This window comes from Klebsiella sp. V115_8 (assembly GCF_029967715.1).
Classification (GTDB): Bacteria; Pseudomonadota; Gammaproteobacteria; order Enterobacterales; family Enterobacteriaceae; genus Klebsiella; species Klebsiella quasipneumoniae.
Window position 1 is genome coordinate 309,787 of the sequence record NZ_JASCAR010000002.1, and the last position, 16,450, is coordinate 326,236.

The following is a 16,450-nucleotide window of genomic DNA, read 5'->3' on the forward strand; positions in this document are numbered from 1 at the left end:
CAACCATGTTAAATCTTCTGAGTTTGGGTGAAAACGGGTGGGGGACGCTGATCCTCAGCGCAACGCTGACTACGTTGCTGCTGTCGCTCGCGGCGCTGGCCGTCGGTGCGGGGGTGGGCGGCGTTATCGCCGCCGCGAAGCTGTCCCGCCACGCGCCAGCGCGCTGGTTCGGCGCCGCCTGGTCGGTGGTATTCCGCGGTATCCCTGAATTACTGGTGATCTATCTGTTTTATTTTGGCGGCTCAGGGATGATTTCATGGCTGGGGCGCCTGTTTGGCGCAGACGGCTTTATTGAGGTTCCGCCATTTCTGATTGGCGCCCTGGCGATTGGCTTGATCTCCTCCTCGTATCAGGCGGAAGTCTACCGTGCTGCTCGTCTGGCGCTGATGCCCGGTGAAGTGGAGGCGGCTTCCGCCATTGGCATGCCGCGCTGGCGGATCCTGCAGCGCATCCTGTTGCCGCAGATTGTCCGTTATTCGCTGCCGGGTTTGTCCAACGTCTGGCAAATGAGCCTCAAAGACTCGGCGCTGGTATCGGTGACCGGGATGGTTGAACTGATGCGCGCCAGCCAGATTGCCGCTGGCTCTACCCGCGATTATTTCCTGTTCTATCTCATCGGCGGCGGCTGCTATTTGATCCTGACGCTGCTCTCTAACCGCGCGTTTACCCGGGCGGAGAGCCGTCTGAACCGCGCCTGGCTGCGTCGCAGCGCCGCGCAGGCGTAAGGAGCCCATATGATTATCGATTTTGCCTTTCTCGGTGAGACGTTGTTGAAGCTCGGCGCGGCGCTGCCGGTGACGCTGGGACTCTTTATCTGCTCTTTTTTGCTCGGCGGCGTGTTGGCTCTTGGCGTTCTGGCGCTGCGAATGAGCCGCTGGCCGCTGGCAAGCGGTTTCGCCAAAGGCTATATCCTGATCTTTCGCGGTTCGCCATTGCTGATCCAGTTGTTTCTCATTTATTACGGGCTGGGTCAGTTTGGGGTGATCCGCCACAGTTTCCTGTGGCCGCTGCTGCGCGAACCCTTTATCTGCGCCGTTCTGGCGCTGGCGCTCTGTACGGCGGCCTATACCGCGGAAATTCTGCGCGGCGGGTTGCTGGCGATACCGCCGGGCCAGATTGAAGCCGGCCAGGCTTGCGGTATGTCGCGCTGGCTGCTGCTGCGGCGGATCATTGCCCCGGTGATGCTGCGCTATGCGCTGCCAGCCTACTCCACGGAGGCCATTTTATTGGTCAAGTCGACGGCGCTGGCAAGCCTGGTGACCGTCTGGGACGTCACGGGGGTGGCCCAACAGATTATTCAGCGTACCTACCGGACGATGGAGGTATTCCTCTGCGCGGCGGCCATCTACCTGCTGCTCAATTTCATCATTGTGCAGCTGTACGCCCTGCTTGAACGGCGTTTAACCCCGCATACCCGGCAAAATCCGGCGACCGTGTCGCTCAAGCCGATAACCAAAGGAGAGTAAGATGCTCGATTCACGTCCGGTGACCTTATCGGTCAGCGATATTCATAAGTCCTTTGGCTCCCTGGATGTCCTGAAGGGGATCACCATCCAGGCGCAGCAGGGCGATGTCATTTCGATCCTCGGGGCCAGCGGCTCCGGTAAAAGTACGCTGCTGCGCTGCATTAACCTGCTGGAAACGCCCGATGCCGGAGTGGTCAGCGTCGGCGGCGAGACGATTGAAATGAAGCATCATGCCCGCGGGCATCGGCTGGCGGCGAACCCCCGGCAGATAGAGCGCCTGCGCTCGCGGCTGGGGATGGTCTTCCAAAGTTTTAACCTCTGGTCGCATATGACGGTTCTGCAGAATGTCATTGAGGGGCCGCATTATGTGCTCAAACGGGACAAACGAACCTGCATTGAACAGGCTGAGCAGTTGCTGGAGCGAGTGGGGATGTTGAACCGAAAGGATTTCTATCCTGCGCAACTCTCCGGCGGCCAGCAGCAGCGCGTGGCGATAGCCCGCGCGCTGGCCATGGAGCCGGACGTCATGCTCTTTGATGAACCTACCTCAGCGCTGGATCCCGAACTGGTCGGCGAGGTGCTAAAGGTGATGCGCAGCCTGGCGGAGGAGGGACGGACGATGCTGGTGGTCACCCACGAGCTGGGATTCGCCCGCCATGTTTCCAACCGGGTGGTCTTTATGCACCAGGGGACGATTGACTGCGACGGTGCGCCAGAGGCGCTGTTTGGCAGCCAGGGGTCCGCGCGCTTCAAGCAATTTATCTCCAGCCACCAACAGCCAGGACAGGTCGTATGAAAATGATCCAGTGGGGCGATGCGCCGATACGCTGGCAGGAGGTGGCTTGCGTTGCGCGGGGCGAGGCGACCTTGAGCCTCAGCGACAGCGCCTGGTCGCGTATCGCGCAAGGGCGGGCGATTGTCCAGCATATCGTTAAAGCCGGCCAGGTAGCCTATGGGATCAACACCGGGCTGGGGGCGCTGTGCAATATTACGCTGCCGGAAGCGCAGCTACACCAGCTGTCGCGCAATACGTTGCTCAGCCACGCCTGCGGGGTGGGACCGTTGCTGGAGGTCGCCCCAACCCGGGCAATTATGTGCGCCGCGGTGGCCAATTTCAGCCACGGTAAATCCGGGATCTCCGCCGGGATAGTGCAGCAGCTGTTGGCGTTTTTGCAGCATGGCGTCACCCCTCAGGTGCCCTCCCAGGGGTCAGTTGGCTATTTAACGCATATGGCGCACATTGGCCTGGCCCTGATGGGGATTGGCGATGTGCTCTGGCAGGGGCGAACGTGGTCAGCGGCAGAGGTCCTGTCGCAGCTAGATCTGCAGCCCATCGCGCCGGGAGCGAAAGAGGGGCTGAGCCTGGTTAACGGTACGCCGTGCATGACCGGTCTGGCCTGTCTGGCGTTAGACGACGCCGAGCGCTTAATGAACTGGGCCGATGTCACCGGCGCGATGAGCTTTGAAGCGCTGCGCGGCCAGCTTGTGGCATTCGATGCCGAGATCCTGGCGCTGAAAGCCAGCCCCGGGATCCAGACCAGCGGCCAGCGGCTGCGTGAGCTGCTGGCGGACAGCCGTCTGCTGGCCGAAAGTGAAGGACTTCGCACCCAGGATGCGCTAAGCCTTCGCTCGATGCCTCAGGTGCATGGCGCCTGCCGCGATCAGTTTAGCCACGCGCAGACGCAGATAAATATCGAACTCAACGCTTGTACTGATAATCCGCTGATCCTGGGAACCGTTGAGCAGTGGCGGGTGGTCTCCCAGGCGCATCCGCACGGCGAATCGGTGGCGATGGCCTGCGATTTGCTGGCCATTGCCATGGCTGAGCTGGGCGCCATCGCTGAACGACGCCTTGACCGGCTGGTGAATCCTCTGGTGAGCGGGTTGCCGGCGTTCCTGGTCGCCCGACCGGGCGTGAATTCAGGCATGATGATTGCCCAGTACGTCGCCGCGTCGTTGTGCGCGGAAAACAAGCAGCTGGCGCAGCCGGCGGTGCTGGATAATTTTGTTACCTCGGGTCTGCAGGAGGATCATATAAGCCTGGGCACCGGCGCAGCGCTGAAACTGCAGCGCCTGCTGGGCAACCTCTATCAGATCCTGGGCATCGAATATTTACTCGCCGCCCAGGGGCTCGATTTTCACGAGCCGAAGAAGCTGGCGGCGGGCACGCGCCGGGCGCGAGACCTGCTGCGCGAAAGCGTGCCTGGCTGGGAGGACGATCGCTGGCTGGCGCCGGACATCGCCAGCGCGGTGGCCATCCTTAAGCGAACCGCTGGCCACGCGCCGGCGTGAGGTCTGCGGGCGAGGTGAATGAGACGGCGCTATTTGCCGTCTTTGCGCCAGGCGTCGGCGGTGAGAGCCTCACCGAAGTGGCCGGCGATCAGGCGTCGGGTCAGGTCGTGCAACGGTGAGGCCAGCACATCGGCGGTGCTGCCGCGCTCAACCACTTCCCCGTTATGCATCACCAGCACCTGATCGCTGATGTGCTTCATCATTCCCAGGTGCTGGGTGACATAGATGTAAGAGATGCCCTGTTTCTCCTGCAGCTCCAGCATCAGGTTGATGAGCTGGGAACGCATCGACATATCCAGCGAGGCCAGCGCCTCATCGCAGACGATGACCTTCGGGCGCAGGATCAGCGCCCGGGCGAGGCCAAGACGCTGCTTCTGACCCGGGGCCAGCATATGGGGATAGTAGCTGACGTGGTCCGGCAGCAGGCCGACCATGCGCAGGGTGTCGATGATCTGTTTCTGCCGCGCTTCGGCGTCAAGGTCGGTATTCAGCCGCAGCGGAAAATCGAGGATCTGCGAGATGCGCTGGCGCGGGTTTAGCGACGTCGACGGATCCTGAAAGATCATGCGAATCTTCTGGCTGCGGTAGGAGTAATCCCCGAAGGTCAGCGGATGGTCATCGATCAGCACCTCGCCGCTGGTGGGCTCCACCATGCCGGCCAGCATCTTCGCGAGGGTGGATTTTCCGGAGCCATTCTCGCCGATAATCGCCAGCGTCTGCCGTTCGCGCAGGGTAAAGCTCAGCGGCTTAACCGCCTCCACCGTCTGGCGGTGAAACCAGCCGGTGCGATAGCGAAAGGTCTTACTGAGTTGGCGCACTTCCAGCAATGTTTCGACCATTTCACTCTTTCTCCATGTTCAGCGGGAAATGACAGGCGTACAGGTGATTGCGCGCCCCGGTAAGACGCGGGGTTTCAATACACTCGCGCTGGGCGTACGGGCAGCGCGGCCCCAGCCGACAGCCGATGGGCAGCTGCTCCAGCAGCGGTATCGCCCCCGGCAGGGTGTTGAGACGGCTTTTATGCGGCATGGCGCTGCCAAAATCCGGGATCGCGCGGATTAACGCCTGGGTGTAGGGGTGATGCGGCAGGGTGATCAGCTCTTCGCTGGGCCCGCTCTCCACCGTCTGCCCGCAGTACATGACGTTGATTTTATCCGCCCATTTGCTGAGCATCTGCAGATCGTGGCTGATCAGCAAAATGGTGGTGTTGTTGTTCTGGTTGAGCCGCGTCAGCAGGCGGATAATCTGCGCCTGCGTCGTGGGCTCCATAGCGTTAGTCGGTTCATCGGCGATCAGCAGGCGCGGCTGGTTGGCCAGGGCAATGGCAATCATCACCTTCTGGCACTCGCCTTCGGTCAGCTGATAGGGGAAGCTGCGCATGGCGTCTTTGTGATCTTTAATCCCGACGCGGTGCAACAGCTCGATGGCCCGACGTTTACGCCAGCCCAGCCGCTGCCACCAGCGGCCCTTGTAGGTCCAGCCAGGGATACTCTGGATCAGCTGCTGGCCGATGCGTTCAGAGGGGTCGAGGCACGACTGGGGCTCCTGGAATATCATCGACACGTTGTGGCCGATCAGTTTCCGGCGTTCGCGGTTCGACAGCCGCAGCAGATCGATGTCGTCGAAACGCATGCGGTCGGCCGTGACCCGCCAGTTGTCTTTTGTCACGCCGCAGATAGCTTTGGCGATCAGGCTCTTCCCGGAGCCGGATTCCCCCACCAGGCCACGGATTTCGCCTTCGGTCAGGGTCAGGCTGACGCGGTCGACGGCTTTTACCCAGCCTTCGTTGGTTTTAAATTCGATGGTCAAGTGACGAATATCGAGTAACGGCATTATTCTACCCCGGCAATGATCGCCCGGCGAATACCGTCGCCCAGCAGGTTGACCAGCAGTACGCTGAGCATAATCGCGGCCCCGGGCAGCATCACGGTCCACGGCGCAACATAGATAAGCTCCAGCGCATCGCCCAGCATCGCTCCCCATTCCGGCGAAGGCAGCTGAGCGCCGAGGTCAAGAAAGCCCAGCGCGGCGATATCCAGAATAGCCATCGACAGGGCGCGGGTGATCTCGGTCACCAGGCCGGAGGCGATATTGGGCAGGATGGCGAACAGCAGAATATTCAGCGTCGACGCGCCGTCGAGGCGTGCGGCGATAATGTACTCTTTCTCCAGCTCATCGTGGACCATGCTGTAGACGGAGCGCACCATGCGCGGCAGCAGCGCCAGCCAGACGGCAAACATCGCATGGCTGAGGTGCGGCCCGGCAAAGGCGACGACGATGATCGCCAGCAGCAGCGAGGGGATGGAGAGCAGGGTATCGAGGATATGGTTCATCACCGCAGAGCGCAGGCCGTGGGTCGATCCGGCAATGACGCCCAGCACCAGGCCAAACAGCGTGGCGCCGAGGGTGACGACAAAAGCGCCGCCGACGGTCGGCGCCGCGCCGCTCAGCAGTCGGCTGAGCACATCGCGCCCCAGGTCATCGGTTCCGAGGAAGAAAGAGACTTCCCCATAGCGCGACCACGATGGCGGCAGCAGCTGGTAGCCGAGGAACTGCTGGTCGATGCCGTAGGGGGCGAACCAGCCGCCGAAGACGCAAAGCAGCAGCAGCCCCGCGCAGCCGTACAGGCCGATCATCGCCGTGGTGTCGCCATAGAATTTACGCCATACGGTGCGCAGCGCGCCGGGCGGACGCTTTTCCAGATAAACGCTATCGTAGGGCATATGAATCCGTTTTAAGTTTGTTAGTCATGCTTTAAGTCTTTTCAAAAATCCCGCTAATACCAACACTTTGACAGCATAGAGTGCTTTAATTTTGTGTGTTTTGCATTGATTTGAAGGTTATCAATTTAAGTAAAATGTGTACACTGATGTGTATATCGTCTTCCGGAGTGTACACATTGCTTACCGACACAAAATTAAGAAAAGCTCTTGGCAAAAAGAGAGACCAGATCGAGGTCATATCGGACGCTCATGGTCTGAATGTCCGGTTGTCTACTTCCGGCAGTATAACATTCTTTTACCGCTACAGATGGAACGGGAAAGCCGCTCAGCTAACGATTGGCGATTATCCAACCACCTCCTTATCTCAAGCTCGCGAACGTAGACAGCAGTTCAGGGCCTGGTTGACAGAAGGACTCGATCCGAGACGGCAAACAGTTCTGGAGAAACAGAAAAAAGTCGAAGCACTCACCGTCAAAGAGGCTTTCGATTACTGGGAAAAGTATTACTGCATCCCTGAGGGTCTTGTGAAAATCAAGGTTAACCGGCGGGACTTCAATAACCATATAGCGCCTGTGCTGGGGAACATGATTGTAGATCAGACCACTAAAGCGCACTGGCTTAACCTTTTTGATGGCATGGGGCGAAGAGTTGTCACTGGTCAGATGCTTGGGCTGATGCAGCGTACGTTCCGTTTTTGCTCCAATCGAGGGGTCATTAATGTGAACCCAATTGAGAGCCTTAGGCGCTCTGACGTAGGTCTCACAGCATCCGTAAAAGATCGCAGATTGAGTGATGAGGAAATCAAAACAGTTTGGAACATCCTTCCTGAATTGAAGTACAGACAACAGTTGATAATGAAGTTTCTCATCATGACTGGCTGCCGGAGTACAGAGATCAGGACAGCAAGATGGGAGTGGTTCGATTTCCATGAGCAAACGTGGACCATTCCGGCAAGCGATTATAAAACCGGGAAATCGGTCAGAAGGGCACTTCCCGAGGCAGTAGTAAGAATGATGTTAGCAGAGAAGGAAACGTCAGTTGCAAAACACGTTGTGACACTGTCACGATACAGGGGGCCAGAAGATGACAGACCGCCACTACAACCAAACGTCGCTCTGTTTTCTGCTCAGATTATAGCTAAAACAGGCATGAAACCCTGGTCTCTCCATGACCTAAGGCGAACAGTGGCGACACGCCTTTCTGAATTAGGTGCGCCGCCACATGTTGTGGAAAAACTGCTTGGCCATCATATGGCAGGTGTCATGGCACGTTATAACCTGCATGATTATCTGGATGATCAGCGTCACTGGCTTGCTGTTTGGCAGGATCACCTTGAGAAGCTGGTTGGTCAGCCTCTGGTTTGATCCCCACGTTATCTTCCCAGGCCAGCAGGTCTGAAAGTCTCCACCTTTTAGGGCTGCCATTTATTTTAGGCTGCGGGAATGGCTGAGCAAAGTAAGAGGGCATCCGGGATGGGGTGCTCCAGAAATAGAGTGTGCTGCGCGAAATTTTGTATCTGGACAGAACGTCATCGGTTATCAAAATTTCATCTGATTTATGAGATGTATTAGTCATAAAAACCTCTTAGTTACATTGTCCAGGCAGATGGTGTAGCCGGCGCGCGCAGCTCATGGCTGTGGCCACATAGCTACTTTTTCTGTTTACAACTTCTACAGTGATCTTTGAGCCTTGAACCACCACCGTATAAGTTCTCTTCGTTTTCTGTCGCCCGTAGGCGCCATAAAGCTCAACATGTTTTGCCAGTGCGGCATCACAAGCCTGGCGGCCCAGCGGTGATTGCTTGCTTCGGTTAATCAGTCGCATATTCACCTCACACAAAAACATCAACTGGATCGCCAGCTGCGCGCGCGTTGTCGTTCGCTTCCCGGCGGAGGCCGAGAACATAGCCAACGGGATCCCAACTGGACAGAATTGCATTGAGCTCTTTATGGCTGTGCCAGGTAGTCAGGCGCTTTTTAAGCTCGGTGGCGCAGGCGCGCACGTTAGCCCGGGTGGGGCCGGCCATCTTCATGCACAAGCACAAAGTCAGAAGCAGATCCGAATATTCGTCGGCGGCTGCGCGCAATGCTGCCGGGTCGATGCTGGCTTCCAGTTCGGGAAGGCGGTGTTTCAGGCTCATTTGGCACCTCCCTTACGACGAAGAGCCATTCTCAATCTGTTTTTCGCCAGTCTGGCTTTGCGTTGTGCAGGCGTTTCACGTTCGCGAGCGCGCGCATTAGATTCACGATTACGGCGGCGCCTGGCGTTGAGTGATTCGTCTTCGCTTCGTAAATGCATCCGAGGTTCCCCGTCCTTTGGCACGGGCCACTGGCGCGCCTTATTTACCGCGAGCTTAACGATCATCGCCTGGGTAATCTGCTCGTCAGTGATTCCCGCTCTGCGCTGGGCATCCCACATCAGGAACTGCATATCAGCCCATTCGCTGTGGTCGTTAGGTTCCGCGGCAGCTTCAAGCGCTTCTATGCTGAGGTGTTTCAGTGGGCCAGCCGGACCAACATTGCCGAAGGTGGCATGTGACCATTCAGCGTGCTCGCGGCGTACCTGGTTGCGAGCAAATGAGAACTCCCCCATCAGCGCAGCCAATGCGATTTCAGTAATACGCAAATACATGGCTGCGCGGGACGGATTGCTGAATTCACCCTCTTTTAAAAACTTCGACATTTCCGCCACGTCAGCACGGCACACGGCGATTAATTGCTCATTAGTGAAGGTGGCGATATCAGTCATTCCAGGCCTCCAGCTCGTTCTGAATTTCTTCATCAATAGCTTCGTTGCAGGCAAACGCATCAAGAATGAGCTTTGCGTCTTTGCGATAGTGCTCCCGACGTTCGTCGTACCAGGCTGAGAAATCCGACGACCAACCCTTGATACCAAAATCAGCTCGGGCGTTATCTTCAGCCATTCGTTCAACCATGCAGTAAGCGGTGGTGAGTGCAGCTTCGCGGATATACCCGCGCAGATCGCGTTTACGCCAGTAGGGGTTAACTTTTGAATCGCAGAAAGGTTTGAATTCCACTTCCCAGCGACGTATGCATCGTGCATTCAGTGATTTGCTCATATCGTTACCGGGAGGGCGAACCCTCCCGCCTCCCTTAGCCCACGTATTCCGGTTTCATGTCGTCCAGGGTGATGCGGAACTGGTCATACAGTTCATCACCGAGGTGGCGGCGCGATGAGGTCAAGGTGCTTTCTGCCTTCGCGAATAATGCTTCTGCTTCCGGATCCCCCGGGTTAGGGAGTGAATTTATGGCGGCCTCAACTTTGTTCTTCGCATCAACAAGGTAGTAGCGTTTCACCGCCTTACTCTTCAGTTCGGTATACAAAGCAGTACCCAGCAGAGCTTTCTGTGATTCGATGTCTACACGAATGGCTTTGGCCTGGTCCACTGAGTCAGCTGTATCAATCCGGCCTCGGAGTTCGTCAGCAACAGAGTCAACGTTAGATGCAGGCTCTTGCGTGCTGGTGGAATCGCCAACGGAGTGTGTTATCTCATTCAGCGTGACCTTTTCTGTCTGCGCCGGGTTGATAACCCTTTCTTCGCGTTCGTCAATTTCATCGGCGGTATAGACCCCGAGGATCACATCCGGGCAGTACAGTCGCGCCCAACGTTTAACGGCGAGATAGGCCAGTTGCTGACGGGGGTCGCTCGCCCACAGTGTAGAGTTGCGGACTTGTGCCTGCGAAAGCATCAGCACAAGCTCGCGAGGTTCTGATTCTCCTTTGAGGGTTGCCCAAGCGCGGACGCCCACGCCAGCTTCATCTTGCAAATCCCAGCCCGGCGCGATGTAGTCGTTACCTTTGCCGCTGGTTTTTTTAATAAAGCGACCAACGATATTTTCCCATGCACCAAACCATTCAAAATGGATCCGGTCTTTGGTTGGAGCCATGGTGTTAATTACCGCATTCACCAGTTGAGCCTCATAGCCAAGCACACCTGAGTTACCCACGATGAAGGTTTTCTGTGCCACTGCAAACGGATCCATACCCCAACGCGCTGCCTGCATCACTACAGCCATGCACGCATCTGGTTTCCCACGATAATGCTCAGGCACGAAGTTTCCACTATTGGCCATTACTTCCGAGAGCGTGCGCAGGCGGTTGAACAATTCACCGTTCGTCAGGATAGAAACGTTGTCGATCTTCTGGGTCTGGTTTTCAGTAGTTGCGACTAAATTGGACATTGTTATTCCCCCTTATGCCTGTACGCGCAGCGCTTCGAGGCGGCGCACATCAAAATCGTTAAGCTCTTCGGTGTAGTCTTCGGTAATCGGCGCAGGCCAGTCGCCAGTGTCGAAACCGTTCGCAATGGCGCGCATAGCTTTGCGGTATTCCAGCATGCCGAGTTCCAGTAGTTCTTCGGATGCCTCGATGATGGCGATCCAGTGATAGTTCTCGTCTTTGTTAACGAATATCCAGAAGAACTGGTCAAGGGCTGCGGTTTCGCAGTACATAGCCGCGCTCAGGTGGTAATCGCGCTCGATGATTTCCCGGTGCAGTTTGGCGCGCAGGCCTTCCTGCTTGATGTTCCACATGCTGATGGTTTTCAGGTCCGCACCGATGCGAAGGCCGCCCATGTCTATCTCAAGGTCAGGACGCACACGAACTTCCAGCCCGGTTTCCTCATCAATGCCGAAATAACTCACCTCGACGGCTCGGCTCGGGTGCGTCAACAACTTGCCGGCGGTCGGGTGATTCAACAGTGCTTTCTGAATGGCCAGTGCCGTAGCCAGCTGCTGGCGGGTAACCAGCACTTTTCCTTCAGGGTTCTCGCGCCATGCATCCAGCAGCTCATCGGCAAATACTGCATCCGGCTTAACCGATTTCACGGCCTGAATCAGATCCGCCTTAGTACCTGATACTTTCAGCGGCTGCGCCTTCTGCGCTTCCTGAGCAACCATGTCAGGGTTAATGATTGCCAGCTGTTCCAGTAAGGCATCGCGGCCACCGCTGGTTTTAACTGGTGAGGGCTTCTGCATTTCCTGAGCAACCAGATCCGGATTGATGATTGCCAGAGTTTCCATCAGCGCTTCCCGGCTGCCACTGGTTTTGAGCTGTGGCGGCAGGGTGGCGTTGAATTCCTTGATACAGGCTTTCATTGCAGCCGCGGTCTGTTTCTGGCCTTCTTCAATGCGCTGGAAATCAACTGGCAGAGACATGTAGCTCTGTCCTGTTTCGTTGATATCGTTCCCCAGAGCGGTCTGCGCTGGCAGACTAGCGTTGTGTTCTTCAATGAGTGCTTTGATCTCATCGGTGCTGAGGGGGGCGATCAGGCTGGCGTTGTGCGCCTCCAGCAGCGCCTTGATGTCGTCAGCACTCAACAGCGGAGGAAGCCCATTGTTGTATTCGTCGATAAATGCGCGGATCGTCGCCGTCGTGGTGAAGGCGCCTTCCGGGATTTCCGGCTCGATACTGAATTCTTTTTCCAGCTGATCAGGCTGCAGCGCCAGTGCATGCACCAGATTGCCCATATCCAGAACAGGGGAGCGTACCTTCTGGATGGTTTTAGATACGTGGCGCGCCTCGAAATACATCAGCGATACCCGGGCATCTTTAACCATCGTGGAGCTGATGCCGTTAGCGGCGTGGTAGACCTCATTTGGCACGCCTTCATATCGACCAGGCTCGAAATACTCCGGCCATGCTGGCGCTGCTTGTTCAGCCTCTTCCTCTTCATCGCTATGAGCACTCTCGGAAACCTGGCTTTTCAGCACTTCGGCGGTAAGATCCGGGCAGCGTTCAGCCAGTATTTTGCTCATGTTCACGGCATCTGCTTGCGGAGCAGTTGCATCAGCGCCTTCGCCTGCTGATACCGCATTATCATTTTCGTCTTCGACCGGCTGAGCCGTTTCCATCTGCACATTGCTGGTGGTTTCCCCGGAATTAGCTGGATGTAATTTTTCTTCTGCAGCGCGCTGGCGCGCCTGGTCCACGATAGAAAGTGCTGGTGCTGGTGATGTCTGGCTATCCACCAGACCATCAATTGAAAAAACACCATTGCCCATGTTTGAAACTTCAGGCTGTTTGGGCTTGGTCAGGTCTTCGGTTATCCACTTCGGATCCGTGAGGTCACTGATACCTTCGACATATTCGCCACGTTCGGCGGCCAGAACCTGATTAGCGTCAGGACGTTTCTTTTGAGCTTCTTTCACCAGTTCGGGGCCAATTACCTGAAAGTCAGTTGGGAGAATTTCCAGTTCAGGAACACCTTCATCTCCATCGATAGCCTTTTTCACAGCGTCCAAAGTGACGGCGGCAGATGAAACATGACCAGCTTTTTCAAGCGTCTCAGCAGAAGGGGCGTCATGCTTATGTTCGGTCAGGTTCGCATTGATATAGGTCTGCAGACTTACCGGGAAATGGTGAATATCGCTGGTGGCGCCACGAATAAGAGCAAAAATGGCGGCGCGGGAATAATCCAGGATGCCTGCAACCTTGCGCAGCGCTGCAGACCATTCCTTGAACGGACTTTCTTTCTTCTGGACAATCTCTTTGGCCCGGCGGTGAATTGATGCGGGGAAATTGTAGATATTGAAATCCATCGGCATTGTGGCCAGGGCTATTTCTACATCGAGCGTATCAAGGGTATGGGTGTAGTCAGGATTGCGATCAGTTTTATTACCGCCGCCAGCATTCGTACCTGCATCAGTTTTCATAACTGAAGAAATACAGTTACCGGCAGCCCATTCCCTGGTGAGAATGCCGCGGTCGATCGCGTTCGTGGCGAACCACAGCTTAGCAAACTGGATACGCTTACCGAGCTCATGCCGTTTCCCTTCCGGGAAGACTTTTTTATTGGCGCTGGTGAATTTCCAGAGCGCCGGCATATCGTATTTTTTGATTTCAGGGACATTCTCGGCGGCCAGGATCAGGTCCTGGACGGCCGCATTATCAGTGTCCATTTCAAGAGCTGACAGCTCCTGCCGGTGAGGCATGCTGATATGATAAACGTGACGTTCTTCGGCCATGTACTGCGCCAGCAGCTGCGCGCGAAAGGGGAGTTCGGCCACGTTAAAAAGCGCGCTGGAATCGTCCTGGTATTCATCACTACCGAAAGCTTCCACGGTCTCATCTTGTACCGCGTCGACAGTGGTATTGGCATCAACCGGCTCGCCACTAACGGGCTCAGCGGGTACTCCGGCATCATCGATGTGATGATCCGCTGGCGACTGACCTGGCTTCAGAGCCCAGGTGCGACCATCATCACCGAGCTGGTAGCGTTCGCACCATGAGTAATCGAGAACACCTTCCGCCGGCAGGTCATTGAATACCGGGAAATCGGTGCGAATTGGTTTTTGATAGTCTTTGCCGCGGCCTGTTTCGATCCCAGCGTCTTCCAGATCGACGTCCAGCTGCAGAAGGGCGCGCGCCTCTGATTTATTAGTGCGCCAGATTACGGCATCAGCTTTACCCGATTTTTGAGTCGCTTTTATCAGATAAAAATATTCCATGTGATGGCCTCTATTTTGGATGTAGAATCCCCCGGGCCATTGGTAGCGCCCATTCAGGGTGGTCATTGGTTTTGGTAATTTCCGGTGTAACTTTGGTCGGTGGCACCGGACGTACAGCCCGCTTCGGCGGGTTTACGTTAGCCCTCGTGCGCCATCTGGTCGTAAGAGGCGCAACGTTCAGAGCAGTACTCTTTTTCTTTCCGTGCGAGCTGGTTCCCCTGGAGATATAACAGGGTATTTACTACTGGTTTTCCCTCGATTGCTTTACGGCAGTAACCGCATTTCTTCTGCATTCTTCCCCCTACATTTGCACCGTGAACCCGGCCGGATGCTCGTCCAGTACACCTTTCAGCGGATAACATTCAGCTTTCACGTGTTGCTCTTCTGCAGCTGCCCTGCAGTCATTCTCACTGTCGTAAACACCGAGCAGGACATCCTGATTACCGCCCGTCAGCATGCTGACGGTGAGAACTAGGGCAAACATCGTGCTCATGAAGGGTCTCCTTTTTGCGCGAGTATGTAGCACACCCGGCGGATGAAAGCTGACAGCGGACTTAAGCGAACAGCCTGCTGACGAGCTGGTTTGCGTGCTAAATCAATCATGTAAATAACTCCCTCAGTGCGCAGAAAAGCGCGATCCAGATGAAGAGCCCAATTACTGCTGAAATGACCATGGCTCTGATGCCTTGCTTACTCATTTCAACCTCAGCCATTACGTGGCCAGCGGAACATTTATCGGAGCAACGCAGCGCGTTGTTGATACAAGGAGTTTAATCATTACTAAACTATCCTGTAAAGCAAAAAGTAAACTTTTGTGCGTAAAAAATTTAAGCCTTCAGATCCAGAGACCCAAATTAAGGAAGGGGATGTGAAAAAACCAAAGCCCGCCTTTGACGAGATTTGGTTTGGGAGGCGTGAGCGTTAGCTGCGTGAAGCCAGTAACTCTTTGAAAAGTTCGTTGTATTTATTGAACTTAGATTCAAATTCAATTAGCGCTTCTTTCTTTGCGGAGTCAGGGAATCCACGAAAAAAAGTAATGAGCTTAAGTTCTTCTTCACTCAACACAAGACTTGGCGGTGTGCTTTGGGAGCCAGAGGTGTCTGAGTCAAGGAAGCCTGAGGGCATTCCGTAATCTCTTTCTAACCTTCTTGCCGCTCTTTCGCCAAAGGAACTGCGGCCATTTATCAATTGAGATAAATAGCTTTTCTCTTTCTCTGGAAGCGACTTTTCTGAGAACCATTCCTTAAGTCGCCTGCGTCTAATTTCCTGTGTCGTCATAGAAAGCATTTTGATTAGTAATTTATAAACAAGCAAATACTTGACGTTTTGGTTTAGTATTTTATAAACTCACTGTAATCACACGAGGGAGCCACTATGCAACTTAAAGATTATCTAAACATGAAACGAGGCAGCTCCAAGGCCTTGGCTACAAAGCTCGAAGTATCGACCTCTTATCTTTCACAAATGGCATCTGGGATTGCTGCCATATCCCCATCTCGTGCCATACAAATAGAACAGCTTACGGAAGGCGCTGTTACCAGAGCAGATTGTTTCCCAGATGATTGGGAAACAATCTGGCCTGAGTTTATACCTCCTGCAACTCCCCTAACTAACAGCTCCGAGCTTAATGGGGATTAACCATGCAAACACTTTCCTTTCAACAAAATACCGGATTCAACACCGGTGCCTTGATAAAGCGAAATCAGCTGAGAGAGTTAGATCACGACGGTATTCGCTCTGCCGTTCGCGCCTGGGCAGCAGCTGAAGGGCAGGATGTTGTCTCGGCATACATCATCGATGAGTGGCGACAGCAGGGCGGCGAGGAGATCGCGTTTCCTGATGACATCAGCCGTGCCCGGCAGAAGCTTTTTCGCTACCTGGACAACCCGGCCGAGTCTGAGCGCTATCGCGAGTATGTTCGCCTTCTTACCCCGGCAATCATGGCCGTTCTTCCGCTGGAGTTCCGCCATCGCCTGATGCCTCAGGACGATATTTTGTCGCGCCTGTCTTCGGCCATGAAGGAATGCGCTGAAGCCAAGCAGGCTGTGATGTTGAACGCACCGGAGCACCAGAAACTGAAGGAGGTAAGCGAGGGAATAGCGTCGCTTTTCAGGCTAATGCCTGAGCAGACAGGGGCGCTGATGACGATCGTGAGCTCAATGCTTGGCGTGATGTAAGCGGGGTATCCATGAATCACATCGAATTTATTGAGAAGAACGTCCGCGAGGAACTTCTTCGCTAGGGCTTCACGCAAGCAGTGGCTCAGGGGGGGGGGCATATCAGGCGGTCGATATGTACAAGCGGATGTCACAGGCAAGCCGCAAAGGGGGAATGTTTGACGATGTTATGCGACACGCAAAGTTATGGGCTGAGAAGCAGACCAGCGCAGCTGAACGCCGGGAAGCAAAGCGCAAAGTGCGAAAGGGCGGCGACCGGGCTGGGTTGTTCTGAAAGGGTGAAGACTGTTGTGCGCCAACACAGCCAGTCTTCGGGTGAATTA

At 55.5% G+C, this 16,450-nt stretch carries 18 protein-coding genes and 1 pseudogene; 7 read left to right on the forward strand and 12 right to left on the reverse strand.

Features of this window, described 5'->3' with window-relative positions; translation table 11 throughout:
• The first annotated feature begins 5 nt into the window (after positions 1–5).
• The 4 genes from QLG03_RS03845 to hutH are packed head-to-tail and all read left to right on the forward strand — an operon-like array spanning position 6 to position 3,758.
• Positions 6–725, forward strand: coding sequence for an ABC transporter permease subunit (locus QLG03_RS03845; protein ID WP_023289346.1), 720 nt, complete (start codon positions 6–8; stop codon positions 723–725).
• A gap of 9 nt (positions 726–734) precedes the next feature.
• A complete protein-coding gene (locus QLG03_RS03850) occupies positions 735–1,466 on the forward strand; it encodes an ABC transporter permease subunit (RefSeq protein WP_023289347.1) in 732 nt (243 codons plus the stop codon).
• Position 1,467: 1 nt separating this feature from the next.
• Positions 1,468–2,262, forward strand: a complete 795-nt coding sequence (locus QLG03_RS03855) for an ATP-binding cassette domain-containing protein (protein ID WP_017900863.1) — start codon at positions 1,468–1,470, stop codon at positions 2,260–2,262.
• Entirely contained in the window at positions 2,259–3,758 is a 1,500-nt protein-coding gene (hutH, locus tag QLG03_RS03860) for a histidine ammonia-lyase (protein WP_255987340.1), read from the forward strand. Before QLG03_RS03855 ends, hutH begins: the two co-directional genes overlap by 4 nt.
• Positions 3,759–3,787: 29 nt before the next feature.
• Here hutH and sapF read toward each other — a convergent pair whose 3' ends face one another.
• Genes sapF through sapC form a run of 3 tightly spaced genes read right to left on the reverse strand, consistent with a single transcriptional unit; the run spans position 3,788 to position 6,481 of the window.
• The gene (gene sapF / locus QLG03_RS03865) at positions 3,788–4,597 is read right to left on the reverse strand and encodes a putrescine export ABC transporter ATP-binding protein SapF (RefSeq protein ID WP_004203898.1); all 810 of its coding nucleotides are present in this window, start codon (positions 4,595–4,597) and stop codon (positions 3,788–3,790) included.
• A 1-nt stretch (position 4,598) separates the two neighbouring features.
• Positions 4,599–5,591: a putrescine export ABC transporter ATP-binding protein SapD gene (gene sapD / locus QLG03_RS03870; protein WP_023289349.1), complete on the reverse strand. Its 993-nt coding sequence runs from the start codon at positions 5,589–5,591 to the stop codon at positions 4,599–4,601.
• The gene (sapC, locus tag QLG03_RS03875; RefSeq protein WP_004151901.1) at positions 5,591–6,481 is read right to left on the reverse strand and encodes a putrescine export ABC transporter permease SapC; all 891 of its coding nucleotides are present in this window, start codon (positions 6,479–6,481) and stop codon (positions 5,591–5,593) included. Before sapC ends, sapD begins: the two co-directional genes overlap by 1 nt.
• A gap of 146 nt (positions 6,482–6,627) precedes the next feature.
• Here sapC and QLG03_RS03880 point away from each other — a divergent pair, with 146 nt between their 5' ends.
• Entirely contained in the window at positions 6,628–7,845 is a 1,218-nt protein-coding gene (locus QLG03_RS03880) for a site-specific integrase (RefSeq protein WP_181939546.1), read from the forward strand.
• Between the two features lie 220 nt (positions 7,846–8,065).
• On the opposite strand, the gene QLG03_RS03885 is transcribed toward QLG03_RS03880, so the two are convergent.
• The 9 genes and pseudogenes from QLG03_RS03885 to QLG03_RS03925 all read right to left on the reverse strand — a co-directional run bounded on the left by QLG03_RS03885 (position 8,066) and on the right by QLG03_RS03925 (position 15,228).
• Positions 8,066–8,305: a DUF4060 family protein gene (locus QLG03_RS03885; RefSeq protein WP_004892750.1), complete on the reverse strand. Its 240-nt coding sequence runs from the start codon at positions 8,303–8,305 to the stop codon at positions 8,066–8,068.
• Between the two features lie 7 nt (positions 8,306–8,312).
• Positions 8,313–8,621, reverse strand: coding sequence for a hypothetical protein (locus QLG03_RS03890; protein ID WP_016160778.1), 309 nt, complete (start codon positions 8,619–8,621; stop codon positions 8,313–8,315).
• A gap of 146 nt (positions 8,622–8,767) precedes the next feature.
• Positions 8,768–9,229 (reverse strand): annotated as a pseudogene (locus QLG03_RS03895) (DUF550 domain-containing protein); the annotation flags it as partial.
• A complete protein-coding gene (locus QLG03_RS03900) occupies positions 9,222–9,560 on the reverse strand; it encodes a hypothetical protein (protein ID WP_048295338.1) in 339 nt (112 codons plus the stop codon). The pseudogene QLG03_RS03895 and the gene QLG03_RS03900, both read right to left, overlap by 8 nt.
• Positions 9,561–9,594: 34 nt before the next feature.
• Positions 9,595–10,683 carry a RecT family recombinase gene (locus tag QLG03_RS03905; protein ID WP_114269719.1) on the reverse strand — a complete coding sequence of 363 codons (1,089 nt, stop codon included), beginning with the start codon at positions 10,681–10,683 and terminating at the stop codon, positions 9,595–9,597.
• A gap of 12 nt (positions 10,684–10,695) precedes the next feature.
• On the reverse strand, positions 10,696–13,950 hold the full coding sequence (locus QLG03_RS03910) for a RecE family exodeoxyribonuclease (protein WP_282473587.1): 3,255 nt from the start codon (positions 13,948–13,950) through the stop codon (positions 10,696–10,698).
• Between the two features lie 137 nt (positions 13,951–14,087).
• Positions 14,088–14,243, reverse strand: coding sequence for a YdaE family protein (locus tag QLG03_RS03915; protein ID WP_282473588.1), 156 nt, complete (start codon positions 14,241–14,243; stop codon positions 14,088–14,090).
• A gap of 8 nt (positions 14,244–14,251) precedes the next feature.
• Entirely contained in the window at positions 14,252–14,443 is a 192-nt protein-coding gene (locus QLG03_RS03920; protein ID WP_110227693.1) for a YebW family protein, read from the reverse strand.
• A 428-nt stretch (positions 14,444–14,871) separates the two neighbouring features.
• Positions 14,872–15,228 (reverse strand): hypothetical protein, encoded by a 357-nt coding sequence (locus QLG03_RS03925; RefSeq protein ID WP_048230998.1) that lies wholly within the window; start codon positions 15,226–15,228, stop codon positions 14,872–14,874.
• Between the two features lie 96 nt (positions 15,229–15,324).
• Between QLG03_RS03925 and QLG03_RS03930 the strand changes: the two genes are divergently transcribed.
• Both QLG03_RS03930 and QLG03_RS03935 read left to right on the forward strand, forming a co-directional pair.
• Positions 15,325–15,588 carry a YdaS family helix-turn-helix protein gene (locus QLG03_RS03930; protein WP_071526640.1) on the forward strand — a complete coding sequence of 88 codons (264 nt, stop codon included), beginning with the start codon at positions 15,325–15,327 and terminating at the stop codon, positions 15,586–15,588.
• Positions 15,589–15,590: 2 nt separating this feature from the next.
• The gene (locus QLG03_RS03935; RefSeq protein ID WP_135734230.1) at positions 15,591–16,127 is read left to right on the forward strand and encodes a toxin YdaT domain-containing protein; all 537 of its coding nucleotides are present in this window, start codon (positions 15,591–15,593) and stop codon (positions 16,125–16,127) included.
• Positions 16,128–16,450 lie beyond the last annotated feature (323 nt).